This window comes from Balneatrix alpica DSM 16621, assembly GCF_000619885.1.
Lineage (GTDB): Bacteria > Pseudomonadota > Gammaproteobacteria > Pseudomonadales > Balneatricaceae > Balneatrix > Balneatrix alpica.
In genome coordinates this window covers 503,166-528,952 of the sequence record NZ_JHUZ01000011.1, presented here as the reverse complement: position 1 = coordinate 528,952, position 25,787 = coordinate 503,166, and the positions used below count along the sequence as shown (strand labels likewise).

The following is a 25,787-nucleotide window of genomic DNA, read 5'->3' as shown; positions in this document are numbered from 1 at the left end:
GCTTTACTACATGCCATTTTAACGACAATGTGCTCTATAATAACAGCGCCTGAGTCAGGCTTCTAAGGTCTTGTATTTTGTACATTATTTAATCTTCTTCTGGCTCTGGAACGGGGTTGAGGGGTTTTTGTGGATATAGCGACGCTCGTAGGATTGATCGGCGGATTTGGCCTGATCATTGCCGCCATGTTAATGGGTGGCAATATTGGCGCCTTCCTTGATGTGCCTTCCATATTGATCGTAGGGGTGGGCTCCCTGATGGTGGCCATGATCAAGTTTACCCTGGCACAGTTTTTGACGGCGGGTAAGGTGGCAGCTAAGGCCTTCATGTTTAAGTCGATTGATCCTAATGCTCTGATTCAAGAGATCGTTGAGGTAGCAGATGCCGCGCGTAAAGGGGGGTTGTTGTCTCTAGAGGATAAGCAGGTCTCCAGTCCCTTTATGCAGCGTGGTATGCAGTTGCTGGTGGATGGCCATGATCCAGAAGTCGTGCGGGTACTGTTGAATAAAGAAATGAAGCTGACTAATCAGCGCCATGAGTTAGGGATCAAAATTTTTGCTTCCATCGGTGATGTGGCGCCAGCGATGGGAATGATCGGTACTCTGGTGGGTCTGGTGCAGATGTTGGCGGCAATGGATGACCCTAAAGCAATCGGCCCAGCGATGGCAGTAGCCTTGTTGACTACGCTCTATGGCGCGGTGTTTGCCAGTGTGGTGGCGCTGCCTATCGCCGATAAGCTGGCACTGCGCAATGCTGAGGAAGCTGAAACCGGAGCGATGATTATTGATGGCCTGTTGGCGATTCAGGCGGGTCAAAACCCCCGCGTGATTGAGCAAATGCTGAAAAACTATCTGCCCGAGTCTAAGCGCTTAAGCGCTGAAGGCGAGTAGTCAGAAGGTGCGCCATGTCTGACGAAGCAGAAGAGTGTAAATGTAAAGCCGGTTTGCCCGGATGGTTGGCGACTTTCGCTGACTTGATGTCACTATTGATGTGCTTTTTCGTACTGCTGCTGTCTTTCTCGGAGATGGATGTGCTGAAGTACAAACAGATCGCGGGCTCGATGCGAGAGGCTTTTGGGGTACAAAACCAAATTAAGGTCAAAGATATTCCCAAAGGTACCAGTATTGTGGCGCAGGAGTTCAGTCCCGGGCGCCCAGATCCTACCCCCCTCAACGAAGTTCGTCAGTTCACTACCGAGCAAACCCTGAGCACCTTGGATGTACGCTGTGAGCCGGGCCAGGTTGAGCAGGAACAAGAAAAGCATTCAGAATCCACTCAGGATAATCTCCAGCAGCAAGATGCTCAGTCTGAGCAAGAGGCGCAAATGGAAGCCGAGCAAACTGCGGTCAACATCGCTGCGGCTTTAAATGCAGAGATCTCCGAAGGCTCGATTGAGGTCGAAACGAAAGAGAATAAAATCATTATCCGTTTGAAAGATAATGGCTCCTTTGAGTCAGGAACAGCAGAGCTAAGTTATGCCTTTGTGCCGGTATTGGCTAAGGTGCGTGATGTGCTGTTGGGGGTGAGAGGGCGCATCGGCATTGAGGGGCATACGGATAATGTGCCGATCAATACAGTGCTGTATCAGTCTAACTGGGCGCTTTCCACTGCTCGAGCCTTGACGGTGGCAGAGGAGTTGTTTGCTGATGGGCGTCTGGATCAGCGTCGCTTCTCGGTGTCAGGTCATTCAGATACTAAGCCGTTGGCGCCGAATAACACCTCTGCTAATCGCGCGGTTAACCGTCGAGTCGAAATTGTCATCCAGCAGGGTAAAGATACCTTTAGTCAGGACGTGCCGGAGATTCCGCCGCCTGCACCAGAGGAAATCCAAGGATTGCGGCCGATCGAAATATTCTAATTGCGCCTTGGTTGGCGGCCCCGCACAGAAAGGAACAGAGCTATGGCATGTCGTTTAACCTTTTTGGGTGGGGTGCAGACCGTAACAGGTTCCAAGTATCTCGTAGAGTGGAAAGGGGCTCGCTTGCTAGTCGATGCGGGCCTGTTTCAAGGATTAAAAGATCTGCGTCTGCGCAATCGAGCGCCTTTTCCCGTTGATCCCGCCAGTTTGGATGCAGTGATTCTGACCCACGCCCATATTGACCATAGTGGCTATCTGCCAGCTCTGGTAAAAGCTGGATTCAATGGCCCGGTGTATGCGAGTGTCGGAACGGCCAAGCTTTGTGGTTTGCTGTTGCCTGACTCTGGCTTTTTGCAAGAGGAAGAGGCTCGCTACGCTAATAAACATGGTTATTCGAAGCATCATCCGGCAGAGCCACTCTATACCGAAGAGGAGGCTCGATATGCGCTAACCCTGTTTCGTCCGCAGCCATTGAGCCAATACATCGAAGTGGCTCCTGGTCTCACCCTGCGTTTTGAAGAGGCAGGGCATATTCTTGGTGCGACCAGTGTGCAAATCAGCAATGGGCATCGAGTGTTGCTGTTTAGTGGCGACCTAGGAAGGCAGCAGGACTGGATCGAGTATCCACCAACGCCAGTCAAGCGTGCTGATGTACTGGTGGTCGAATCTACCTACGGTGATAGGCGGCACCCACAGATCGATGCTTTGGAAGCGTTGGCGGAGGTGATCAATCGTACCTGTAAACGAGGTGGAACTCTGCTATTGCCAGCCTTTGCGGTGGGGCGAGCACAGTTAGTGTTGTATTTGATTCAGCAATTGCAGGAAGCAGGGCGGATTCCCAAACTACCGGTTTATCTCAATAGCCCTATGGCGATTAGTGCCACCGAAATTTTCTGTGATGAGCATGCTTCTCATCGCCTTACTGCAGCGCAGTGCCAGCGTATTGATGCTATGACGACCTATGTACGCACGGTGGAGGAGTCTCAGGCGCTGGCGCAGCAGCGTTTCCCGTCCATTATCGTTTCTGCCAGTGGGATGGCGACCGGTGGGCGGGTGCTGCACCACTTGCGTTATTTGGCGCCTAATCCGGCTAACACCATTCTTTTTTTGGGGTTTCAGGCGGCGGGTACGCGAGGGCAGGCGATGGTGCAGGGGGCGGAGTATATCAAGTTGCTGGGTGAGCAGGTGGCGGTGAAGGCAGAGGTGCTTAATCTGGAGGCCTTATCTGCGCACGGTGATTATGAAGATATTCTGCAGTGGTTAGTGCAGATTAAAACGCCGCCCCAGCAAGTGTTTGTAACTCATGGAGAAACGGCAGCAGCGTCGGCGATGGTTGAGCATATACATAGCCGCTTGGGCTGGAGAGAGGTGCGCAGTCCGGAGCTGGGAGAGCAGGTGGAGTTGTTTGAGCGGGATGGTGACTGGAACGAGGGTGAACTTTGAGCGAGTTGCAGTTTAAGTTGGTGCAGTTATTGGCTGGCGGACGTTGGTGTTCAGGGGCCTGGCTGGGGCGAGAGTTGGGTGTGAGTCGTACCGCTGTGTGGAAACACCTACAGGGCTTAGCGGAGTGGGGATTGGATCTCCATGCTGTGCAGGGTAAGGGTTATCGATTAGCGCATGCGATTGAATTGATTGATATGGATGCGCTTCCTCAATGGTTGCAGCCTGAGCTGCAATCGCGCTTGCGCCCGGAATATTACTTGAGTCTCGACTCCACCAATCGCTTAGCGCTTGAGCGCACTCAACAGGCTGATGCTGGGGGGGTATTGATCATCGCAGAGCACCAGCGTCAGGGGCGCGGACGGCGTGGAAGGCAGTGGATTAGTCCTTTTGCGCAGAATATTTACCTATCTCTGGTTTGGGAGTTTGAAACCGGTCCCGGTAGCTTGGAAGGTTTGAGTTTGGTGGTAGGGCTGGCGTTGGCCCAGGCGCTTGAACGGCTAGGAGTTGAGGGCGTTGCGCTAAAGTGGCCGAACGATGTTTGGGTGCAGGGGCGTAAAGTAGCCGGTATTTTGCTGGAGTTGAATGCTGAGGCAAGTGGTCGCTGTCAGGTGGTGATTGGTGTCGGGATTAATGTTGATATGCATAGCGAAGATGCTGCCAGTATTGATCAGCCTTGGTGTAGTTTGCGACCTTATTTGCCAACTGATGTGGGGCGTACACAGCTGCTGGCGGCATTGCTCAATCGGCTTGTGCCTTTGCTCGAAGCTTTTCAACTGGGGGGCTTTGCCCCCTTGCGTGAGGAGTGGTTGAAGTATGGTTTGTGGTTGAACCAGGCGGTTAGTTTGACTTCCGGGGCGCAGCAGATTGATGGGGTGTTGACTGGGATTGACTTGGGTGGTGGGTTGGAATTGCAGACTGCTCAGGGACGGCAAGTATTCTATGGGGGAGAGGTGAGTGTTCGTGCCAAGCTCACGCCTTGAGGTGGATGTTGGTAATACCCGCATCAAGTGGCGCTATGGTAACGCAGGGCATTGGTGCGCTAGGGGAGTGCTTGTCAGTGATGAATTGTTGGCGCTGACTCCGCTGGCAATTCAGTATCAGGTGGAGGTTGTGGCGATTGCGTCGGTGGCGAATCTCGATCTGTTGAGGCAGTTGGAGCAAGACTTGGCTCAGTGTGGGATTGGTTTTTGGCGTGCGCAAACTCAGCAGGAAGCTGCTGGTGTCCGTAATGCGTATCAGCAGTGGCAGCGTTTGGGGGTGGATCGCTGGCTGGCATTGTTGGCTGCTAAGCGAGCCTATCCGCAGCGTGATGTTGCCATTTTGCAGGCGGGAAGTGCAGTAACGTTGGATCTGCTACGGCAAGATGGCGCTCACTTGGGAGGCTATATCTTTCCAGGTCGGCAGATGCGTCGTCGGGCGCTGCTGGGTAATACCCATCAAATTCATATGCTGCAGGAACGGCAGCCAGAGCTGATGCCTGGAGTGGTGACAGAGGCTTGTGTACTTAATGCGGAGATGGTGCTTGAGCTGGGGATGTTGAATCAAGTTGAGCAGGTTCTGTTGCAGCAGCTGAGCAATCCGCTCTGGATATTTGCTGGTGGGGATGGGCAAAGTTTGCTTGAGTTCTATCGTCAGCAGCGGCAGCCACGCCTGGAAACCAGCTGGCATGATGAATTGGTGCTGGATGGCCTGATGGTGCAGTGGGGTGAGGAACAATAGATGGGGCGCTGGTGGTTGCCATTGCTAGGTGTGAACCTGTTGTTGGGCTGGTATGGCTGGCAGCAATGGCAATGGCAAAGCGCGGCTCCTCTGAGCCTGCCAGTCTTAGCCGCTAAACAGGTTCGTTTGTTGAGCGAGTTGAGTCCTGAGGCGTTAAGCGTTCGCCCGCCTGTGCAGCAGGGAGAGTGTCCAGCCTGGCTGTTTAGTGATGAGCATCAAGCGCGCTATTGGCAACAATGGTGGCAGCAGTACGGTGTTAATTTGCCGCTACGAGCAGTGCAGGCGAATTTGCCCGGTGATTACTGGGTGTATGCTTCACCTCCGGATGGGCAACAGCAGCAGCGCCTGCAAGGGTTGGCAAAGCTGCTTAAAGTCGAGATGCTGCCGATTAATCAAGGGGAATTGCGTGGTTATTGGTCCCTTGGGGTTTATGGGCGGCATAGCTTGGCTGAGTGGGTAAAGCAACAGGCGGTGGAGGCAGGGCTAGAGGCGAAAGTTCATCTTTTGAGCCGTTATGTGCAGCAGTGGCAATTGCCATTATCAGAGGCGGAGTTGCAGGCTTTATCCAACAAACTGATTTCTCAAGAAAAAATCTTGCCTCAAGTTGAAAAAATACCCTGTGATAGGGTTGCATCGGGGTAGGGCGTTAAGTAATATACGCCCCGCCTAGTCACTAGGCATCTACTTTGCGCCGGTATAGCTCAGTCGGTAGAGCAACTGACTTGTAATCAGTAGGTCCCGGGTTCGATTCCTGGTGCCGGCACCAGTAAAGTAGGAAAAAGTGGTGGGGTTCCCGAGTGGCCAAAGGGATCAGACTGTAAATCTGACGCGCGAGCTTCGGTGGTTCGAATCCACCCCCCACCACCATTAAGCGGGCATCGTATAATGGCTATTACCTCAGCCTTCCAAGCTGATGATGTGGGTTCGATTCCCACTGCCCGCTCCAAGTCAAAAATGCTCATGTAGCTCAGTTGGTAGAGCACACCCTTGGTAAGGGTGAGGTCGGCAGTTCAAGTCTGCTCATGAGCTCCATGCATATCAATGTGATGGGTTTTGTAAGTGGTCGATAAACTGCTTGCAAGTTGAACAGTCGGTGTATAAGATACGCGACCCGGCTGGTTCGAGAATCTAGGGCAGTAGTTCCAACGGCAGAACGTCGGTCTCCAAAACCGAATGTTGGGGGTTCGAATCCCTCCTGCCCTGCCATCTCGTTGATAGACTCTCTTGGCCACAAGCTGGCACGCATTAATCAACTAAATCAGTACTTTAAGAGGCGCCTGGATGAGTGGGAAGGCAGAAGTTCAGGAATCTAAACTGGATTCTTTGAAGTGGATTGTTGTTGCTGCGCTGGTTGCGGTTGGCGTAGTGGGTAATTCTGTCTATTCCGAGTACTCCTTGCTGTATCGTGTGCTGGCTTTGCTAGCCTTGGCTGTGGTGGCGGCGCTGGTGGCGTTGCAGACAGCGAAGGGCAAAGCTTTTTTTGCGTTGCTAAAAGAGTCCAAAAATGAAGTGCGTAAGGTGGTTTGGCCGAATCGCCAGGAAACCACCCAAACAACGTTGATTGTCGTAGCTGTTGTGTTACTGACCTCTCTGCTGATGTGGGCGTTGGATTCCCTGCTTAGTTGGGCTGTGTCTGGTTTGATTGGTTAAGGAGATGGCGATGTCAATGCGTTGGTATGTGGTACACGCCTATTCAGGGTTTGAGAAGAATGTCATGCGTGCGCTGAAAGAGCGGGTGCGCATGCATGCGATGGAAGATCTGTTTGGTGACATTCTGGTTCCCACTGAAGAGGTGGTAGAGATCAAGAATGGTGTTAAGCGTAAGAGTGAGCGTAAGTTCTATCCTGGCTATGTGCTGGTGCAGATGGAAATGAATGACGCATCTTGGCACTTGGTTAAAGAGACTCCTCGGGTGATGGGTTTTATCGGTGGGACGGCGGATAAGCCAGCTCCTATTACTGAGCGTGAGGCTCAGGCCATCCTGCAGCGTGTTGAGTCTGGTGTGGATAAGCCCAAGCCTAAGACCGTATTTGAGCCAGGCGAGATCGTGCGGGTGACTGATGGTCCCTTTGCTGATTTCAACGGTGTGGTCGAAGAAGTGAATTATGAGAAGAATCGCCTGCAGGTGGCAGTGCTGATCTTCGGTCGCTCCACTCCTGTGGAGCTGGAATTCGGTCAGGTCGAAAAGGCTTGATGAGGGAGGGGGCTGCGGCCGCCTCATATCGGGGAGCCCTTTGGGGCGTTTAACCCAAATTTGGAGTAAAACATGGCTAAGAAGATTTCAGCTTATATCAAGCTGCAAGTTAAGGCTGGTCAAGCGAACCCCAGCCCCCCCGTTGGTCCTGCTCTGGGTCAGCATGGTGTGAACATCATGGAATTCTGTAAGGCTTTCAACGCTCGTACTCAGAGCCTGGAGCCCGGCCTGCCGATTCCTGTTGTTATTACTGTATATGCTGATCGTAGCTTTACTTTTGAAACCAAAACTCCGCCTGCTTCCATCCTGTTGAAGAAGGCTGCTGGTATCAAGAGTGGTTCTAGCCGTCCCAATACCCAGAAAGTGGGTACTGTTAACCGGGCTCAGCTGGAAGAAATTGCTAAGGCTAAAATGCCCGACCTGACTGCCGCCGATATGGATGCAGCTGTGCGTACCATCGCTGGTAGCGCGCGTTCTATGGGTCTGGAAGTGGAGGGCGTGTAATGGCTAAGTTGACTAAGCGTGCCAAGCTGATCGCTGAAAAAGTACAGGCTGGTAAGTTCTACTCTGTAGAAGAAGCGGTAAGTGTACTGGCTGATCTGCCCAAGGCTGGTTTTGTTGAGTCTATTGACGTGGCTGTTAACCTGGGTGTTGATCCGCGTAAATCAGACCAAGTAGTGCGTGGCTCTACCGTTCTGCCTAATGGCACCGGTAAAACTGTTCGCGTTGCTGTGTTTGCTCAGGGCGCTAACGCTGAAGCGGCGAAAGCGGCAGGTGCGGATGTAGTTGGCTTCGAAGACCTGGCTGAGTCCGTTAAGGGCGGCAAGATGGACTTTGATGTTGTGATCGCGACTCCTGATGCTATGCGTGTGGTGGGTCAGCTGGGCCAGATTCTGGGTCCGCGTGGTCTGATGCCTAACCCCAAGGTTGGTACCGTGACTCCTGACGTTGCTACTGCGGTTAAGAATGCTAAATCTGGTCAGGTGCGCTACCGTACTGACAAGAACGGTATCATTCACTGCAGCCTGGGTAAGCTGGGCTTTGAAGCGAATGCGATCAAAGAAAACTTGGAAGCACTGGTTAATGACCTGAAAAAGGCCAAGCCTGCTTCTGCTAAGGGTGTTTATCTGAAGAAGATCACCCTGTCTACCACTATGGGCCCCGGCCTGGCAGTGGATCAAGGCAGCCTGAACGTATAATTCATGCTGCTAATCGAACTTTGGGGTCCCTGGATAAGCGCCGGGGGCCGTCAAAGACCGCAGGTGAGTTTCGGCTCTTAATTGCCTGCGCAGATGGTGTCCCGATTCAGACAAGCGCTGGATCTGACCACCAAACGAGTACCCCCTCTGGGGGTGTGGTAATAGATCATCCAGGAGAAAGCCCGTGGCTTTGAAACTCGAAGACAAAAAGGCCATTGTTGCCGAAGTCGCCGAAGTCGCCCAAGGTGCCCTTTCTGCCGTGGTTGCTGATGCCCGTGGTGTGTCTGTATCTGACATGACCGGGCTGCGTAAGAAAGCTCGCGAGAGCGGTGTGTATGTGCGTGTAGTGCGTAACACTCTGGCTCGTCGCGCAATGGAAGGTACTCAGTTTGAATGCTTAAACGAAGTATTCAAGGGTCCTACTCTGATTGCTTTCTCTAACGAGCATCCTGGCGCTGGCGCCCGTATTTTTAAAGAGTTTGCTAAAGGCAACGACAAGTTTGAAGTGAAAGGTCTGGCTTACGAAGGTAAGTTCATGGACGCTGCTCAAATTGACGTGCTGGCAACTCTGCCGACTTACGACGAAGCAGTTGCTCAGCTGATGAGCGTGATTCAGGGCGCTACCAGCAAGCTGGCTCGCACTCTGGCTGCAATCCGCGATCAGAAAGAGGCTGCTGCCTAATTTTTAGGCGTGCACAAGTATCGATTAACAGTATGCTGCTTTGTGCAGCATGATCTGAATAGTTTAGGAATTGAGTAAAATGGCTGCTATCACTAAAGAAGACATCATCAACGCCGTTGCCGAAATGTCCGTAATGGACGTTGTTGAGCTGATCAAGATGATGGAAGAGAAGTTCGGTGTTACCGCTGCTGCTGCTGTAGCTGCTGGTCCTGCTGCTGCTGCAGAAGCGGTAGAAGAGAAGACCGAATTCGACGTCATCCTGAAGGAAGGCGGTGAGAAGAAAGTTAACGTAATCAAAGTAGTACGTGCTGCTACCGGTCTGGGCCTGAAAGAAGCTAAAGACATGGTAGATGGCGCTCCTTCTACTCTGAAGGAAGGCATCAGCAAAGACGAAGCTGAAAAGCTGAAGAAAGAGCTGGAAGAAGCCGGCGCTACTGTAGAAATCAAGTAATCCAAACCTATGGCATTGTTTTTTGCCTAGAGTTAGAATATTTGATTGCGGCTGGTGGCCATCGCCACCGGCCTTTTCTCGCTTATAATGCAGCCCATATGGAGCAGCAATCCGCTATAGCTCAATTTATCGGACAAGCGACCCTTTACGGCTCGGATGAGAGCAAGGGTTGGGCTATGTCATTTGAGTCAGGTGCACAAGCTGGGGAACGCTGATGGCTTACACGTATACAGAAAAGAAACGTATCCGTAAGGATTTCGGGAAATTACCCCCTGTAATGGATGTGCCGTATTTGTTGGCAATCCAAATCGATTCTTATCGCAAGTTCCTGCAGACTGGAAGAGCACCGGCTCAGCGGAAAGACATTGGTCTCCACGCTGCGTTTAAGTCCGTCTTCCCAATCCAGTCCTACTCTGGCAATGCTTCTCTGGAGTATGTCAGCTATCGACTGGGTGAGCCTGCTTTTGATGTTAAAGAGTGTCAGCTGCGTGGTTTGACCTACGCTGCCCCTCTGCGCGTCAAAGTTCGCCTGGTGATTTTTGATAAGGAATCACCCAACAAGGCGATCAAAGACATCAAAGAGCAGGAAGTGTACATGGGGGAAATCCCCCTGATGACTGATAACGGTACCTTCGTTGTTAATGGTACCGAACGAGTTATCGTATCGCAGTTGCACCGTTCTCCTGGCGTGTTCTTCGATCACGACAAGGGTAAGACGCATTCGTCCGGTAAGCTGCTGTACTCCGCTCGTATTATTCCTTACCGTGGCTCTTGGCTGGACTTCGAGTTCGATCCTAAGGACTGTGTGTTCGTTCGTATCGACCGTCGTCGTAAACTGCCTGCTAGTATTCTGCTGCGCGCCCTGGGTTATAGTTCCCAGGAAATTCTGGACATGTTCTTTGATACCAGCCGTTTCCGTTTGACCGAAGACGGCATCTCCATGGAGCTGGTAGCAGAGCGTCTGCGTGGTGAAACCCTGAGCTTCGATATCAAAGATCAGGATGGCAATGTAGTAGTGGAACAGGGGCGTCGTATTACTGCTCGTCATATCCGTCAGCTGGAAAAAGCTGGCCTGACTGAGCTGGACGTACCTGTTGAGTATCTGCTTGGTAAAGTGACTGCCAAGGATGTGGTTGATCCCAGCACAGGTGAACTTCTCGTTGAGTGTAACTCCGAGGTGACCCTGGAACTGCTGGAGAAAATGATCAACGCAGGTATCGATAGCATTGAAACCTTGTATACCAATGATATCGACTGCGGTCCCTTCATGTCCGATACCCTGGCGATTGATCCGACGCGTAATCAGTTGGAAGCGCTGGTGGAAATCTACCGCATGATGCGCCCTGGCGAGCCGCCCACCCGTGAAGCGGCAGAGACCCTGTTCAATAACCTGTTCTTTGCACCTGAGCGTTATGATCTGTCTGCTGTAGGGCGGATGAAGTTTAACCGCCGTATTGCGCGTGTTGATGAACAGGGTAATGCGGTAGAAGTGGGCTCCGGTGTTCTCGCTAACCAAGACATCACGGATGTTCTGAAAACTTTGATCGCTATCCGTAACGGTAAAGGTACCGTGGACGATATCGATCACCTGGGTAACCGCCGTATCCGCTCCGTTGGTGAAATGGCTGAAAACCAGTTCCGTGTAGGTCTGGTACGTGTTGAACGTGCTGTGCGTGAGCGTCTGTCGTTGGCTGAAAGCGATGGTTTGATGCCTCAGGACTTGATCAATGCCAAACCCGTTGCAGCGGCAGTAAAAGAGTTCTTCGGCTCCAGTCAGCTGTCCCAGTTTATGGATCAGAACAACCCTCTGTCTGAGATTACCCACAAGCGTCGTGTTTCTGCTTTGGGCCCAGGTGGTCTGACCCGTGAGCGTGCTGGTTTCGAAGTGCGTGACGTACACCCGACTCACTATGGTCGTGTGTGTCCGATTGAGACTCCTGAAGGTCCTAACATCGGTCTGATCAACTCGCTGGCAACCTATGCGCGTACTAACCGTTATGGCTTCCTTGAGAGTCCTTATCGCAAAGTAGAGAACGGCCTGGTAACTGAAGAGATCGTTTACCTTTCCGCTATCGAAGAAAGTCAGTACGTGATTGCTCAGGCGTCAGCGAAAACTGACAGTAACGGCCAGCTGGTAGATGAACTGGTTCAGGTTCGTCACCAGAACGAATTTACCGTTATGCCGCCTGATCGTGTCGAGTATATGGATGTTTCTCCCCGTCAGGTTGTGTCGGTGGCTGCATCCTTGATTCCCTTCCTGGAGCACGATGATGCTAACCGTGCCTTGATGGGATCGAACATGCAACGTCAGGCTGTGCCTACCCTGCGGGCGGATAAGCCGCTGGTGGGTACTGGCATGGAGCGCAACGTAGCGCGTGACTCAGGCGTTTGTATCGTGGCTAAGCGTGGCGGTGTAATTGAGCGTGTTGACGCCAAGCGCATCGTGGTGCGGGTTAACGAGGAAGAGATCGTACCTGGCGAAGCTGGTGTTGATATTTACAACCTGACCAAGTACGTCCGTTCCAACCAGAACACCTGTATTAATCAGCGCGTGATCGTGCGTGAAGGTGATCTGATTGATCGTCACGACATTCTGGCGGATGGTCCTTCCGTGGATATGGGTGAGCTGGCGCTGGGGCAGAACATGCGCATCGCCTTTATGCCTTGGAATGGTTACAACTTTGAGGACTCCATCCTTATCTCTGAGCGTGTAGTAGAAGAAGACCGCTTCACTACTATCCACATTCAGGAACTGACCTGTGTGGCACGTGACACCAAGTTGGGGCCAGAGGAAATTACCTCTGATATTCCCAACGTCGGTGAGTCCGCGCTGGGCAAGTTGGATGAGTCCGGTATTGTTCACATTGGCGCTGAAGTTGGTCCTGGTGACATCCTGGTAGGTAAGGTAACGCCTAAGGGTGAAACTCAGTTGACACCCGAAGAAAAACTGCTGCGTGCGATCTTCGGTGAAAAAGCCTCTGATGTGAAAGACACCTCACTGCGTGTGAAGACCGGCACCTACGGTAAGGTTATCGATGTACAAGTCTTTACCCGTGATGGCGTCCAGAAAGATAAGCGCGCGCTGGAAATTGAACAGATGCAACTCGATGAGATTCGTAAGGATCTGAACGAGGAGTTCCGTATTGTTGAGCGTGCAACCTTCGAACGTCTGGCTCAGGCATTGATTGGTAAGACGGTAGACGGTGGTCCTAACCTGAAGAAAGGTGAGGTGATTACCGATACTTATCTGCAAGCGCTGCCCCATGCTGAATGGTTTAAGATTCGTGTGGCTGATGAAGAGTCCATCGAACTGCTGGAAAAAGCTCAGCAGTACCTGAAGGAGTTCCGTCAGAAGCAGGAAGACAAGTTCGAAGACAAGAAGAAAAAGTTGCAGCAGGGTGATGATCTGGCGCCCGGCGTATTGAAGATCGTGAAGGTCTACGTCGCCACCAAGCGTCGCATCCAGCCTGGTGACAAGATGGCCGGTCGTCACGGTAACAAGGGTGTTATCTCCGTCATTATGCCGGTAGAGGACATGCCTTATGACGAAGAAGGCAACCCAGTTGATATCGTTCTGAACCCGCTGGGCGTACCTTCGCGTATGAACGTAGGTCAGGTGCTAGAAACCCACTTGGGTGCCGCTGCTAAAGGTCTGGGTAAGAAAATCAACGCAATGCTTGAGGCGGAGCGTGCCAAGGCTGAGAAAGTGAAGGAAGTCCGTAGCTTCCTGGCCGAGGTATACAATGCCCCGATCGCTGGTTATAGCCCTGCCAAGGCTGAAGAGCTGGAAAGCCTCAGTGACGAAGAAGTGCTGGAGCTGGCACACAACCTTCGTGGTGGTGTACCCATGGCAACGCCGGTATTCGACGGTGCTAAGGAGGCAGAAATCAAGCACATGCTGCGTCTGGCAGGTATCAACGACAGTGGTCAGATTACTCTGATTGACGGTCGTACCGGTGAGAAGTTCGATCGTCCGGTTACTGTTGGCTACATGTATATGCTGAAGCTGAACCACTTGGTAGACGACAAAATGCACGCTCGTTCTACTGGTTCTTATAGCCTGGTTACCCAGCAGCCGCTGGGTGGTAAGGCCCAGTTCGGTGGTCAGCGTTTCGGTGAGATGGAGGTGTGGGCGCTGGAAGCCTATGGCGCAGCCTACACCCTGCAGGAAATGCTCACGGTCAAGTCGGATGACGTTAACGGTCGTACCAAGATGTACAAGAACATCGTGGATGGCGATCACCGTATGGAGGCCGGCATGCCCGAGTCCTTCAACGTACTGGTTAAGGAAATCCGCTCGCTCGGTATTGATATCGAGCTGGAGACTGAATGAGTTTCCTGAACAGGTAACAAGATTGAGGGGGAAGGTTCGCCTTCCCCGCGACAGAATGCCTCAGGGGTACGGCTAATGAAAGATTTGCTGAATCTGCTAAAAAACCAAGCCCAGCACCAGGAGTTTGACTCCATTCGTATTGGTCTGGCCTCGCCGGACATGATTCGTTCCTGGTCATTTGGTGAAGTAAAGAAGCCAGAAACCATCAACTATCGCACCTTTAAACCGGAGCGTGATGGTCTGTTCTGTGCCAAAATTTTCGGTCCTGTCAAGGACTATGAGTGCTTGTGCGGTAAGTACAAGCGTCTTAAGCATCGCGGTGTTATCTGTGAGAAGTGCGGTGTTGAAGTTGCTCTGGCTAAAGTGCGTCGTGAGCGCATGGGGCACATCGAGCTGGCGTCACCTGTTGCGCACATTTGGTTCCTGAAGTCACTGCCCTCCCGCATTGGCTTGTTGCTGGATATGACCCTGCGTGATATCGAGCGTGTGCTCTATTTTGAATCCTTCGTAGTGATCGATCCGGGTATGACTGACCTGGAGCGTGGCCAGCTGCTGAACGATGAAGAGTATTACGAGAAGCTGGAAGAGCACGGCGACGAGTTCGATGCCCGCATGGGTGCCGAGGCGATTCAGGGTTTGCTGCGTGATCTGGATCTGGAAGAAGAGATCGCCCGTCTGCGTGAAGAAATTCCCCAGACCAACTCTGAAACCAAAATCAAGAAGCTGTCCAAGCGCCTGAAGTTGATGGAGGCCTTTGTCTCCTCCGGCAACAAGCCTGAGTGGATGATTCTGAACGTACTGCCCGTGCTGCCGCCGGATCTGCGTCCGCTGGTGCCGCTGGATGGTGGCCGTTTTGCTACCTCCGATCTGAACGATCTGTACCGCCGTGTGATTAACCGTAACAACCGTCTCAAGCGTCTGCTGGAGCTGGCTGCACCTGACATCATCGTGCGCAACGAGAAGCGTATGCTGCAGGAGTCAGTCGATGCCCTGCTGGATAACGGTCGTCGTGGTCGTGCGATCACCGGTTCTAACAAGCGCCCGCTGAAGTCCCTGGCCGATATGATTAAGGGTAAACAGGGTCGCTTCCGTCAGAACCTGTTGGGTAAGCGTGTTGACTACTCCGGTCGTTCGGTAATCACTGTAGGTCCCACTCTGCGTCTGCACCAGTGCGGTCTACCGAAGAAGATGGCGTTGGAGCTGTTCAAGCCCTTTATCTTCCAGAAGCTGGAAGTCAAAGGCCTGGCTACTACCATCAAAGCCGCCAAGAAGATGGTTGAGCGTGAAGAAGGTGTGGTTTGGGATATCCTCGAAGAGGTTATTCGCGAGCATCCCGTCCTGCTGAACCGTGCACCGACTCTGCACCGTTTGGGTATTCAGGCCTTTGAACCTGTGCTGATCGAAGGTAAGGCAATTCAGCTGCACCCGCTGGTATGTGCGGCCTATAACGCCGACTTTGACGGTGACCAAATGGCAGTTCACGTACCGCTGACGCTGGAGGCCCAGCTGGAAGCTCGTGCGCTGATGATGTCCACCAACAACATCCTTTCACCGGCGAACGGCGAGCCTATCATCGTTCCTTCCCAGGACGTGGTATTGGGGCTGTATTACATGACTCGCGAGCGAGTCAATGCTCGTGGCACAGGTCGTCTGTTTGCGGATCTGAAAGAAGTCCACAAGTTCTATAACACCTACCTCGAAACTGGTGAGCGTGCGGTTGAGCTGCAGGCCCGTATCAAAGTGCGTATTCATGAAGTGATTCGTGATATTCACGGTGGTGTTGAAGAGCGTACCCGTGTGGTGGATACCACCGTTGGTCGGGCGATGTTGTTTGATATCGTTCCCAAAGGTCTGCCCTTTGATCTGGTCAACCAGACGATGAAGAAAAAGGCGATCTCTCGTTTGTTGAACGAGTCTTATCGCCGTGTTGGTTTGAAAGACACCGTTATTTTTGCTGACCAGTTGATGTACATGGGCTTCAGCTTTGCTGCCCGTTCTGGTTCGTCAGTAGGTGTGAACGATTTCGTTATTCCTGATGCCAAGGCTGTGATCATTGAGCGCGCTGAGGCCGAAGTAAAAGAAATCGAGCAACAATTCCGTGACGGTCTGGTGACCGCCGGTGAAAAATACAACAAAGTTATCGACCTTTGGTCTCGTGCGAACGAAGAAGTGACCAAGGCGATGATGGATGAGTTGAAGAAAGAGACTGTTGTCGATGCGGAAGGCCGTTCCGTTGAGCAAGAGTCATTCAACTCCGTTTACATGATGGCCGACTCCGGCGCCGGGGGTAGTGTTGCCCAGATGCGTCAGTTGGGTGGTATGCGTGGTCTGATGGCCAAGCCTGATGGCTCCATCATTGAAACGCCGATCACGGCAAACTTCCGTGAGGGTCTAAGCGTACTGCAATACTTTATCTCTACCCACGGTGCGCGTAAGGGTCTGGCTGATACCGCTCTGAAGACTGCGAACTCTGGTTACTTGACCCGCCGTCTGGTTGACGTGGCGCAGGACCTGGTTGTTAACGAAATCGACTGCGGTACCGAAGAGGGTCTGGTGATGACCCCGGTAATCGAAGGCGGTGACGTTGTACTGCCGCTGGGCGCCCGTGTGCTGGGTCGTGTCGTGGCACGTGATGTGTTGGATCCCAGCAGTGGCGATGTACTGATTCCGCGCGGCACCTTGATTGATGAAGCCTGGGTTGAGCGTTTGGAACAAGACGAAGCCCTGTCTTCGGTTGATGAAATCGTGGTGCGTTCTGCCATTGCTTGCCAAACTCGCTACGGTATCTGTGCAAGCTGCTATGGGCGTGATCTAGGTCGCGGTCACCTGGTTAACGTGGGTGAGTCTGTGGGTGTTATCGCAGCGCAATCCATCGGTGAGCCTGGTACACAGCTGACCATGCGTACGTTCCACATCGGTGGTGCGGCCTCTCGAGCAGCGGCAGTTGACTCTATCCAGGTGAAGAACGGCGGTGAGATTCGTCTGCATAACCTGAAAGCAGTACAGCGTGATGACGGTATGCTAGTTGCCGTATCTCGTTCTTCTGAACTGGGTGTGACTGATGAGCACGGTCGTGAGCGTGAGCGCTATAAGCTGCCCTATGGTGCGGTGATTAAGGTTAAGGATGGTCAGCGCGTCGAAGCCGGTGACATCATCGCTAACTGGGACCCTCATACTCACCCAATCGTGGCAGAAATCTCGGGTCGTATTAAGTTCTCTGGCCTGGAAGACGGTATTACCGTTAAACGTCAGACTGATGAGCTGACAGGTCTGTCCAGTATTGAAGTTTTAGAACCGAAGGATCGTCCTGCCTCCGGTAAGGAAATTCGTCCCATTCTGCGTCTGCTAGATGAGAACGGCGAAGATCTGCTGCTGCCTTCGGGAGCTCCCGCTCAATACATGCTGCCTGCCAAGGCGGTATTGAATATTGCTGACGGTGCAGTGATTAAAACCGGTGATGTACTGGCACGTATTCCGCAGGAATCGTCCGGTAACAAAGATATCACCGGGGGTCTGCCTCGCGTTGCGGACCTGTTCGAAGCGCGCCGTCCGAAAGAGCCTGCCTTGTTGGCAGAGGTTTCTGGTGTGGTGTCCTTCGGTAAAGAAACCAAGGGCAAGAAGCGCTTGGTGATCTCTCCCGCTGAGGGCGAACCTTTTGAGGTTCTGATTCCCAAGTGGCGCCAGCTGAACGTATTCGAAGGTGAAAACGTTGAGCGTGGTGAAGTGATTGCTGACGGTCCTTCGAACCCTCACGATATCCTGCGTATCCTGGGTGTAGGTGAGCTGGCGAAGTTCATCGTTAATGAAATCCAAGACGTATATCGTCTGCAGGGTGTAACCATTAACGATAAGCACATCGAAGTAATCGTTCGTCAGATGCTGCGTAAAGTTGATGTACTGGATGCCGGCGATACTAACCTGATCAAGGGCGATCAGATTGAGTACACCCAGTTGCTGGAAGCCAATGAAAAAGCATTGAGCGAAGGTAAGTTCCCAGCTAAATACGAGCGTATTCTGTTGGGTATCACCAAGGCTTCCTTGGCGACAGAGTCCTTCATCTCTGCGGCCTCCTTCCAGGAAACTACCCGCGTACTAACAGAAGCGGCTGTGACTGGTAAGAGTGATAATCTGCGTGGCTTGAAAGAGAACGTGGTAGTGGGTCGTCTGATCCCCGCTGGTACGGGTCTGGCTTACCATAGCGAGCGCAAGCGTAAGCGTGCTAAGGCTCAGGCTGCAGTGCAGGTGAACCAGGGACCAACGGCAGAAGAAGTGGCCGCCGCTCTGAGCGAAGCATTGAAGCAAAGCCATTCTGAACACTAAGAATTCGTTCTGAGTGTTTTTTAATCAAGACGGGGCTTGCCCCGTCTTGACGTAAGGGTCGGGGGTGTTTAAAATTTCGCCCCCTCAATGGCAGGCTTTGTCCTGTCATTTTCTATGGGTACCTGAGCCAATTGTGGCCAGGTGTTTTAGCCAAAAGTGGAGTTTGCTGAATGGCAACTATCAACCAATTGGTGCGTAAGCCGCGTAAGCGTTCGGTAGAGAAGAGCGACGTTCCTGCGTTGCAAGGCTGCCCTCAGCGCCGTGGCGTGTGCACCCGTGTGTACACCACTACCCCTAAGAAGCCGAACTCAGCACTGCGTAAAGTATGCCGTGTTCGTCTGACTAACGGGTTTGAAGTGACCTCCTACATCGGTGGTGAAGGCCACAACCTGCAGGAGCACTCTGTAGTGCTGATCCGTGGCGGTCGTGTAAAAGACTTGCCTGGTGTGCGTTACCACACTGTACGTGGCGCTCTGGATACTTCCGGTGTTAACAACCGTAAGCAGGGTCGTTCCAAGTACGGTACCAAGCGTCCCAAGTCTTAATAGGACTGTAATAGGACGCTGATATATTCCCACCCCTTCGGTGTGGGGTGTAATTAGCGATAAGAGTAAGGACAGGTCTCCGTTGAGTATCCTGAGCCACCTGAAGAAGGACTTATCATGCCAAGAAGACGCGTAGCCGCTAAGCGTGAAGCGCTGCCAGATCCCAAGTTTGGTAGCCAGACACTGGCCAAGTTTATTAACCACGTAATGGTCAGTGGTAAAAAATCTGTTGCAGAACGAATTGTTTATGGTGCGTTGGATCGTATTGCCCAGCGTACTGGTAACGATGCACTGGAAGTCTTTACCAAAGCTTTGGAAAGCATCCAGCCCATCGTAGAGGTTAAGTCACGTCGTGTTGGCGGTGCTACCTATCAGGTTCCGGTTGAAGTGCGTCCAGCCCGTCGTGCCGCTCTGGCCATGCGTTGGTTAGTAGACGCCTCCCGTAGCCGTAGCGAGAAATCCATGGCTATGCGTCTTGCTGGCGAAATCCTGGATGCCTCCGATGGCAAAGGTGCCGCTGTTAAGAAGCGTGAAGACGTGCACCGTATGGCGGAAGCCAACAAAGCCTTCTCTCACTATCGCTTCTAATTGGCAGAGGACTAAGCCGTGGCACGTAAGACCCCTATCAAACGGTACCGTAATATCGGTATCTGTGCCCACGTTGACGCGGGTAAAACGACTACCACTGAGCGCGTACTGTTCTACACTGGTGTTTCTCACAAGATCGGTGAAGTACACGATGGCGCTGCTACCATGGACTGGATGGAGCAGGAGCAAGAGCGTGGTATTACCATCACTTCTGCTGCGACTACCTGTTTCTGGAAGGGTATGAACCAGCAGTTTGACGAACACCGCGTCAACATCATCGACACCCCCGGACACGTTGACTTCACTATCGAAGTAGAGCGTTCTCTGCGTGTTCTCGACGGTGCTGTGGTTGTTCTGTGTGCCTCCTCTGGCGTGCAGCCTCAGACTGAAACTGTATGGCGTCAAGCTAACAAATACCGCGTACCCCGCATGGTGTTTGTTAACAAGATGGACCGTGCAGGTGCCAACTTCTACAACGTTGTAGCACAGATGAAGGCCCGTCTGGGTACTATGCCTGTACCTATTCAGATCCCCATTGGCGCTGAAGATCAGTTCAAAGGCGTAGTGGATCTGATTCGCATGAAGGCCATCATGTGGAATGAAGCAGATCAGGGCATGACCTATGATCTGGAAGACATTCCCGCTGAGCTGCAAGACAAGGCTAACGAACTGCGCGAGCAGATGGTTGAAGCCGCAGCGGAAGCCAACGAAGAGTACATGAACAAGTACTTGGAAGAAGGCGATCTGTCTGATGAAGAAATCAAGCAAGGTCTGCGTGAGCGTACTCTGAAGAACGAAATCGTTCTGACCATCTGCGGTTCTGCCTTTAAGAACAAAGGCGTACAGGCGATGTTGGATTGCGTGATCGAGTACATGCCTTCACCCATCGACATTCCCCCTGTGGAAGGTCTGCTGGAAGATGGCGAGACCAAAGCACTGCGTGAAGCGGATGACAATGCACCTTTCTCTGCACTGGCATTCAAGATCGCGACCGATCCTTTCGTTGGTACTCTGACCTTCGTCCGTGTGTACTCTGGTAAGCTGAACTCCGGCGACCAGATCTACAACTCCGTTAAGATGAAGAAAGAGCGCATCGGCCGTATGGTACAGATGCACGCTAACAGCCGTGAAGAGATCAAAGAAGTACTAGCTGGTGACATCGCCGCACTGATCGGTGTGAAAGATGTGACCACTGGTGACACCTTCTGTGATCCTAACAACATCATCGTGCTGGAGCGGATGGAGTTCCCCGATCCTGTAATCTCTGTAGCTGTGGAGCCTAAGTCCAAAGCTGACCAGGAGAAAATGGGTATCGCACTGGGCAAACTGGCTCAGGAAGATCCTTCCTTCCGTGTTGAGACCGACGAAGAGTCCGGCCAGACCATTATCTCTGGTATGGGCGAGCTGCACCTGGACATTATCGTTGACCGTATGCGTCGCGAGTTCAAGGTGGAAGCGAACATTGGTAAGCCTCAGGTAGCTTACCGTGAAAAGATCCGCAAGGCTGTGACTGCAAACCACAAGTTTGCTCGCCAGTCTGGTGGTCGTGGTCAGTATGGTCACGTAGTCATTGAGTTCATGCCTTCTGAAGAAGAAGGACTGGAATTCGTGAACGAAGTTGTAGGTGGTGCGATTCCCAAGGAATACATCCCTGCAATTCAGAAAGGTATCGCTGAGCAGATGAAGAACGGCGTTCTGGCGGGCTACCCGCTGATCGGCCTGAAAGCGCGTCTGTTTGACGGTTCCTACCACGAAGTTGACTCCAGTGAAATGGCATTTAAAATTGCCGCTTCCCAGGCGTTGAAAGAGTACGCCAAGCAGGCTAACCCCTGTCTGCTGGAGCCAATGATGCAGGTTGAAGTCGTTACCCCTGAAGATTACATGGGTGACGTAATGGGCGACTTGAACCGTCGCCGCGGTATCATTCAGGGTATGGACGACACCGTTTCTGGCAAAGTCATCCGCGCTGAAGTACCATTGGGCGAAATGTTCGGTTACGCTACCGACCTCCGCTCCGCGACTCAGGGTCGTGCGACTTACTCCATGGAGTTTGCGCGCTACGCTGAAGCACCCCAGAACATTGCTGATGCAGTGATGAAACAGTCTTAATAGACCTCGTTACGCAAGTAGGTGTAAGAATGGCTAAAGAAAAATTTGAACGTAGTAAACCGCACGTTAACGTAGGTACCATCGGCCACGTTGACCATGGTAAAACCACGCTGACCGCTGCGCTGACCCGTGTTTGCGCGGAAACCTGGGGTGGTTCTGCTAAGGCATTCGATCAGATCGATGCTGCTCCTGAAGAACGTGCTCGTGGTATCACCATCTCTACTGCTCACGTAGAGTATCAGTCTGCTGTGCGTCACTATGCACACGTTGACTGCCCTGGACACGCTGACTACGTTAAGAACATGATCACCGGTGCTGCCCAGATGGACGGCGCTATCCTGGTTTGCTCCGCTGCTGACGGCCCCATGCCTCAGACTCGTGAGCACATCCTGCTGTCTCGCCAGGTAGGTGTTCCTTACATCGTTGTGTTCCTGAACAAAGCCGACATGGTTGACGATGCTGAGCTGCTGGAACTGGTTGAAATGGAAGTGCGTGAGCTGCTGAGCCAGTACGACTTCCCCGGTGACGACACTCCTATCGTAGTTGGTTCCGCTCTGATGGCTCTGAACGGCCAAGACGACAACGAGATGGGCGTATCTGCTGTTCGTAAGCTGGTTGAGACTCTGGATTCCTATATTCCTGAGCCTGAGCGTGCTATCGACCAGCCCTTCCTGATGCCTATCGAAGACGTATTCTCTATCTCTGGCCGTGGTACTGTAGTAACCGGTCGTGTAGAGCGCGGTATCGTTAAGGTTGGTGAAGAAGTGGAAATCGTTGGTATCAAAGATACCACCAAGACCACTGTTACCGGTGTTGAAATGTTCCGTAAGCTGCTGGACGAAGGCCGCGCTGGTGAGAACGTTGGCGCCCTGCTGCGTGGTGTTAAGCGTGAAGACGTTGAGCGTGGTCAGGTTCTGGCTAAGCCCGGTACTATCAAGCCTCACACCAAGTTCGAGTCCGAAGTATACGTACTGAGCAAAGAAGAAGGTGGTCGTCATACTCCTTTCTTCAAGGGCTACCGTCCTCAGTTCTACTTCCGTACTACTGACGTGACTGGTTCTTGCGAACTGCCTGAAGGCGTTGAGATGGTTATGCCTGGCGACAACGTACGCCTGAACGTAACTCTGATCGCTCCTATCGCTATGAGCGAAGGTCTGCGCTTCGCTATCCGTGAAGGCGGCCGTACCGTAGGTGCTGGCGTTGTAGCTAAGATCTTCGCTTAATCGAAGATCCCGCTATAAAAAAAGGGCCCTACGGGGCCCTTTTTGTTTGTCTGCTAATTAGCTGGTTTTGCCGACGCTGACGCTCGTACTGGCGGAGCTTACGGACATGGGCAATGGCTTTGGCAGCCGGCCAGCCTTGGTAGCGAATTAGTCCGAGGGTGTAGGCAAGCCAATAGAGATTTTTCATAACATTCCTGCGCTAGCTCAGGGCTATAATGCCGACTCCCTATAAGGATGTTGGTGAGGCTGTCGTGACATCATTTGCTCTGCGGGTATTTCTACCCTTCGCGTTTGGTTACTTTCTCTCTTATCTGTTCCGTATCGTCAATGTCGTGATCGCGCCAGATCTGGTAGCGGATCTACAGCTTGATGCAGCCCAGCTGGGGTGGATAAGTAGTGCCTACTTTTTAACTTTTGCCATTGCCCAGATTCCGTTAGGGGTGCTGTTGGATCGCTATGACGTGCGCCATATCAGCTGCCTATTGCTATTTATAGCGGCGGCAGGGGCAACAACTTTTGCGATGGCTACAGCGCCCTGGCAGTTATGGTTGGGGAGGGCATTGATCGGCCTGGGTGTGGCTGCCTGTTTAATGTCAGCTTTTCGCGCTTATGTTCACTGGTTGGATGCTGAGCGTTTACCTCTGATTAATGGTTTGCAATTGGCGAGCGGTGGAATGGGGGCGCTAGTGGCGACAGCGCCAGTGGAGTGGCTGCTGCAGAGCTGGGATTGGCGTCAGCTGTTTTTACTTTTAACGGGGATGACCCTGCTAGCCATTGTCTTAGTTTGGTTGTTGGTACCTGCACATCGACCTCAAGCAAGTGGACAAAGCTGGCGCCAGCAGTGGCAAGGCAGTATGCAGATTCTGACTAATCCCTTTTTCTGGCGTTTGGCTCCTGCGAGCGTTGTGGCGCAGTCGTTATTTGTGTCTTTGCAGAGTCTGTGGGCGGGGCAGTGGTTGAGGGATGTCACAGGTTATAGCCGTGAACAGGCCGCCGATTTATTGATGCTGACCGCTGCAGCAATGGTGGCAGGCTTTATTGGTCTTGGCTGGCTAGCTGTACGTCTACAGCGCTTGGGGGTGCGTACTGAGCAAGTGAGTATTGCTGGTATGGCGATTTTTGTGACGACCCTGATATTGATTGTGGTGGAGGTTGCTTTGCCCGCTTGGTTGCTATGGAGCCTGCTGGGATTCTTTGGTACTTCCGGGGGGCTCATGTATGCCAGTTTGTCCCAAGCCTTTCCGAAGCATTTGGCGGGGCGAGTGAACACTAATTTAAATTTGCTGTTGTTTATTGCGGCTTTTCTAACGCAGTGGTGGATGGGGTTGGTATTAAATCTCTGGCAGCCTGATAGCGCCGGACACTATCCGGTTGAGGCATTTTATCTGGCTTTTGGTTTAGGGATCACTCTACTTGCTGTGAGCCTGGCCTGGTTTGTGTTGAGTCGGGCGAAGCCTCAGAGTGCCCATTGCTGACGGAGTAACTGGCACCATGCTTCGACTCGCAGTGTAGTTAGCTCGTGTTGGCAGTCTTCATCAATGGCGAGGCCGCAAAAGCGGCCATCGCTGAGTAAAGCCTTAGAGGCACTAAACTCATAGTCTTGATTGGGCCAGTAACCCTGTATCCGAGCACCCTGTTGCAGCAGCTCAGTATGGAGTAGGCCCATGGCATCAACAAACCACTCGTCATATCCCACCTGATCGCCTACACCAAACAGGGCCACCTGCTTGGTGCGCCAGTCAATGGCAGGAATGAGCGCCCATTGCTCTTCCCAGTCTTCCTGCAGGCCGCCGTAGTCCCAAGTCGGAATGCCAAGAATCAGGTGGCTATAATCCTGGCAGCTGAGTAATGAGCTGTTTTTCAGGTCGTAGAGATGAGGATGCCAGTCGCTTAGCTGTGTCTGAATCAGCTGAGCGACATCATCGGTATTCCCTGTGGTGCTGCCATAAAACAGCGCAATACGAGGATGACTCATGTTGGTCTCGAGGTGGTGTGCGCCGGTTTATTTTAACAAGGGTTGGAGTAGGCGCATCCCTGCGCCAGGAGATTAATAGCCGTTACGTTGACGGCGTGCGCGCAGAGTGGCGCGGGAGTTTTTCTCACGGGCATTGATGTTGGCCAGAATGGTGGCCATTTCATCACGCTCTGCCTCAATTTGAGCCAGTTTAGCCGCTTCACGCGCTTCACGCTCTTTAGCCAGGGCTTCACGGATACGCTTTTCCTTGGTGGAAGAACGTGCCCGCCCAGTCGGCAATACGGCTTCGCTGTTGCTGCTTGTTTTAGTGTTGGCTGGCGCGCTTTGCAGGCTGGCTAACAAGCTTGAGTCAAGGCCGGCATCTAAGCTGACCTGTTCAATCTTGGCGTCCTGCTTGGCCCGGCCCAAACTGGGGCTGCTGGTATCGGCAGCCGCTTTGCTACGCCGGCGTGGCGCATTTTGCTGCGTCCGCAGGGCGGCAATAGTGGCCGCCAAGTTGGAGTTGCGCAGGTCTTTGGCTGGCTCGGCAGGTGCTTCTTCCACTGGTTCTTCAACCACGGCTTTAGCGCTCTGGTTAGCTGCCTCCCACTCTTCCTGACTGATGCCCAGCATCGCAGCAGGAATGAGTTTGCTGGGGGCAAACTTATAACCTTTCAGGGACCGAGCTCGCAGTTCCACCATGTAATAAAGCTCCAGCTCTTGGAGTTCTTCACGGCTTTCGGCGAAGTCGATTTCCAGCACCTCGAAGGCCTGTTCACCATGTTGACGAATATCGTCATACAGGGGGAAATCCAGGCCAGCCTCGGCCGCTTTGACATACTCTTGCCAGCGGGCGAAGACATCACTTTTCGCAGAGCCGAGATAAGTCTGCTCTGTAATACGGTTTACTATCTTGAAGATGATCACGCGGACAACCTGTCGGGATCTAATGCGGTGAAATTGAAGTCAAAACAGGCGCGCATTATACAGAGCTGGGCAAGGCATGAAAGCATTGACATTTGTTGCGCTTGGCGTTCAGCAGGGAAACACTGTGAAACCCTCTGCAGCCCAGGGAAACCCCTGAGGGGTGGGGGCTATGGCATATTAGCAACGTCACAGAAGCTCTGTGGCACTGGCTCTCAACCTCAACCCATCTTGGTGTTAGGCG

General features: G+C 52.6%; 21 protein-coding genes and 5 tRNA genes. 24 read left to right on the top strand and 2 right to left on the bottom strand.

Annotated features, from left to right (window positions below; all coding sequences use genetic code 11):
* Positions 1–129: 129 nt before the first annotated feature.
* The 24 genes from pomA (at position 130) to Q334_RS0106325 (ending at position 24,140) form a co-directional block, all read left to right on the top strand.
* Positions 130–891, top strand: a complete 762-nt coding sequence (gene pomA / locus Q334_RS0106450) for a flagellar motor protein PomA (protein WP_027312488.1) — start codon at positions 130–132, stop codon at positions 889–891.
* 14 nt (positions 892–905) lie between these two features.
* A complete protein-coding gene (locus tag Q334_RS0106445; protein WP_027312487.1) occupies positions 906–1,859 on the top strand; it encodes a flagellar motor protein MotB in 954 nt (317 codons plus the stop codon).
* A gap of 42 nt (positions 1,860–1,901) precedes the next feature.
* A complete protein-coding gene (locus Q334_RS0106440; protein WP_027312486.1) occupies positions 1,902–3,302 on the top strand; it encodes an MBL fold metallo-hydrolase in 1,401 nt (466 codons plus the stop codon).
* Positions 3,299–4,282 carry a bifunctional biotin--[acetyl-CoA-carboxylase] ligase/biotin operon repressor BirA gene (gene birA, locus Q334_RS0106435; RefSeq protein WP_027312485.1) on the top strand — a complete coding sequence of 328 codons (984 nt, stop codon included), beginning with the start codon at positions 3,299–3,301 and terminating at the stop codon, positions 4,280–4,282. Before Q334_RS0106440 ends, birA begins: the two co-directional genes overlap by 4 nt.
* A complete protein-coding gene (locus Q334_RS19890) occupies positions 4,263–5,021 on the top strand; it encodes a type III pantothenate kinase (RefSeq protein WP_051527569.1) in 759 nt (252 codons plus the stop codon). Before birA ends, Q334_RS19890 begins: the two co-directional genes overlap by 20 nt.
* A complete protein-coding gene (locus Q334_RS0106425) occupies positions 5,022–5,663 on the top strand; it encodes a hypothetical protein (protein ID WP_027312484.1) in 642 nt (213 codons plus the stop codon).
* Between the two features lie 48 nt (positions 5,664–5,711).
* Positions 5,712–5,787: transfer RNA gene (locus Q334_RS0106420), tRNA-Thr, on the top strand.
* A 17-nt stretch (positions 5,788–5,804) separates the two neighbouring features.
* Positions 5,805–5,888 (top strand) — tRNA-Tyr (locus Q334_RS0106415).
* 4 nt (positions 5,889–5,892) lie between these two features.
* A tRNA-Gly gene (locus Q334_RS0106410) sits at positions 5,893–5,967 on the top strand.
* Between the two features lie 10 nt (positions 5,968–5,977).
* A tRNA-Thr gene (locus tag Q334_RS0106405) sits at positions 5,978–6,053 on the top strand.
* 98 nt (positions 6,054–6,151) lie between these two features.
* Positions 6,152–6,227, top strand: a tRNA-Trp gene (locus tag Q334_RS0106400).
* 75 nt (positions 6,228–6,302) lie between these two features.
* Positions 6,303–6,671, top strand: a complete 369-nt coding sequence (gene secE, locus Q334_RS0106395) for a preprotein translocase subunit SecE (protein ID WP_027312483.1) — start codon at positions 6,303–6,305, stop codon at positions 6,669–6,671.
* A gap of 10 nt (positions 6,672–6,681) precedes the next feature.
* Positions 6,682–7,215 (top strand): transcription termination/antitermination protein NusG, encoded by a 534-nt coding sequence (gene nusG, locus Q334_RS0106390; protein WP_027312482.1) that lies wholly within the window; start codon positions 6,682–6,684, stop codon positions 7,213–7,215.
* Positions 7,216–7,287: 72 nt separating this feature from the next.
* Positions 7,288–7,719 carry a 50S ribosomal protein L11 gene (gene rplK / locus Q334_RS0106385; protein ID WP_027312481.1) on the top strand — a complete coding sequence of 144 codons (432 nt, stop codon included), beginning with the start codon at positions 7,288–7,290 and terminating at the stop codon, positions 7,717–7,719.
* Positions 7,719–8,414 (top strand): 50S ribosomal protein L1, encoded by a 696-nt coding sequence (gene rplA, locus Q334_RS0106380; protein ID WP_027312480.1) that lies wholly within the window; start codon positions 7,719–7,721, stop codon positions 8,412–8,414. The genes rplK and rplA overlap by 1 nt, the downstream gene beginning before the upstream one ends.
* A 184-nt stretch (positions 8,415–8,598) precedes the next feature.
* A complete protein-coding gene (gene rplJ, locus Q334_RS0106375; RefSeq protein WP_027312479.1) occupies positions 8,599–9,096 on the top strand; it encodes a 50S ribosomal protein L10 in 498 nt (165 codons plus the stop codon).
* 79 nt (positions 9,097–9,175) lie between these two features.
* Positions 9,176–9,547, top strand: a complete 372-nt coding sequence (gene rplL / locus Q334_RS0106370) for a 50S ribosomal protein L7/L12 (protein ID WP_035460887.1) — start codon at positions 9,176–9,178, stop codon at positions 9,545–9,547.
* Positions 9,548–9,761: 214 nt separating this feature from the next.
* Entirely contained in the window at positions 9,762–13,880 is a 4,119-nt protein-coding gene (gene rpoB, locus Q334_RS0106360; RefSeq protein WP_027312477.1) for a DNA-directed RNA polymerase subunit beta, read from the top strand.
* A gap of 75 nt (positions 13,881–13,955) precedes the next feature.
* Positions 13,956–18,200 carry a DNA-directed RNA polymerase subunit beta' gene (rpoC, locus tag Q334_RS0106355; RefSeq protein WP_027312476.1) on the top strand — a complete coding sequence of 1,415 codons (4,245 nt, stop codon included), beginning with the start codon at positions 13,956–13,958 and terminating at the stop codon, positions 18,198–18,200.
* A gap of 170 nt (positions 18,201–18,370) precedes the next feature.
* A complete protein-coding gene (rpsL, locus tag Q334_RS0106350) occupies positions 18,371–18,745 on the top strand; it encodes a 30S ribosomal protein S12 (protein ID WP_027312475.1) in 375 nt (124 codons plus the stop codon).
* A gap of 117 nt (positions 18,746–18,862) precedes the next feature.
* Positions 18,863–19,333, top strand: a complete 471-nt coding sequence (gene rpsG / locus Q334_RS0106345; protein WP_027312474.1) for a 30S ribosomal protein S7 — start codon at positions 18,863–18,865, stop codon at positions 19,331–19,333.
* Between the two features lie 18 nt (positions 19,334–19,351).
* Positions 19,352–21,442, top strand: coding sequence for an elongation factor G (gene fusA / locus Q334_RS0106340; RefSeq protein WP_027312473.1), 2,091 nt, complete (start codon positions 19,352–19,354; stop codon positions 21,440–21,442).
* A gap of 29 nt (positions 21,443–21,471) precedes the next feature.
* Entirely contained in the window at positions 21,472–22,665 is a 1,194-nt protein-coding gene (gene tuf / locus Q334_RS0106335) for an elongation factor Tu (RefSeq protein ID WP_027312472.1), read from the top strand.
* A 251-nt stretch (positions 22,666–22,916) separates the two neighbouring features.
* Positions 22,917–24,140, top strand: a complete 1,224-nt coding sequence (locus Q334_RS0106325) for an MFS transporter (protein ID WP_027312471.1) — start codon at positions 22,917–22,919, stop codon at positions 24,138–24,140.
* On the opposite strand, the gene Q334_RS0106320 is transcribed toward Q334_RS0106325, so the two are convergent.
* The gene (locus tag Q334_RS0106320) at positions 24,122–24,640 is read right to left on the bottom strand and encodes a flavodoxin (protein WP_027312470.1); all 519 of its coding nucleotides are present in this window, start codon (positions 24,638–24,640) and stop codon (positions 24,122–24,124) included. The two genes, Q334_RS0106325 and Q334_RS0106320, sit on opposite strands and share 19 nt — an antisense overlap.
* A 72-nt stretch (positions 24,641–24,712) precedes the next feature.
* Complete coding sequence (locus Q334_RS19885; protein WP_027312469.1) at positions 24,713–25,546, bottom strand: GIY-YIG nuclease family protein; 834 nt, start codon at positions 25,544–25,546, stop codon at positions 24,713–24,715.
* Between the last annotated feature and the right edge of the window lie 241 nt (positions 25,547–25,787).

Coding starts and splice junctions, on each gene's coding strand:
- rplA (WP_027312480.1), top strand. CDS start 7,719: ATGGCTAAGTTGACTAAGCGTGCCAAGCTGATCGCTGAAAAAGTACAG.
- tuf (WP_027312472.1), top strand. CDS start 21,472: ATGGCTAAAGAAAAATTTGAACGTAGTAAACCGCACGTTAACGTAGGT.
- rpoC (WP_027312476.1), top strand. CDS start 13,956: ATGAAAGATTTGCTGAATCTGCTAAAAAACCAAGCCCAGCACCAGGAG.
- Q334_RS0106440 (WP_027312486.1), top strand. CDS start 1,902: ATGGCATGTCGTTTAACCTTTTTGGGTGGGGTGCAGACCGTAACAGGT.
- rpsG (WP_027312474.1), top strand. CDS start 18,863: ATGCCAAGAAGACGCGTAGCCGCTAAGCGTGAAGCGCTGCCAGATCCC.
- rpoB (WP_027312477.1), top strand. CDS start 9,762: ATGGCTTACACGTATACAGAAAAGAAACGTATCCGTAAGGATTTCGGG.
- Q334_RS0106425 (WP_027312484.1), top strand. CDS start 5,022: ATGGGGCGCTGGTGGTTGCCATTGCTAGGTGTGAACCTGTTGTTGGGC.
- nusG (WP_027312482.1), top strand. CDS start 6,682: ATGTCAATGCGTTGGTATGTGGTACACGCCTATTCAGGGTTTGAGAAG.
- secE (WP_027312483.1), top strand. CDS start 6,303: ATGAGTGGGAAGGCAGAAGTTCAGGAATCTAAACTGGATTCTTTGAAG.
- rpsL (WP_027312475.1), top strand. CDS start 18,371: ATGGCAACTATCAACCAATTGGTGCGTAAGCCGCGTAAGCGTTCGGTA.
- Q334_RS0106445 (WP_027312487.1), top strand. CDS start 906: ATGTCTGACGAAGCAGAAGAGTGTAAATGTAAAGCCGGTTTGCCCGGA.
- Q334_RS0106320 (WP_027312470.1), bottom strand. CDS start 24,640: ATGAGTCATCCTCGTATTGCGCTGTTTTATGGCAGCACCACAGGGAAT.
- rplL (WP_035460887.1), top strand. CDS start 9,176: ATGGCTGCTATCACTAAAGAAGACATCATCAACGCCGTTGCCGAAATG.
- rplK (WP_027312481.1), top strand. CDS start 7,288: ATGGCTAAGAAGATTTCAGCTTATATCAAGCTGCAAGTTAAGGCTGGT.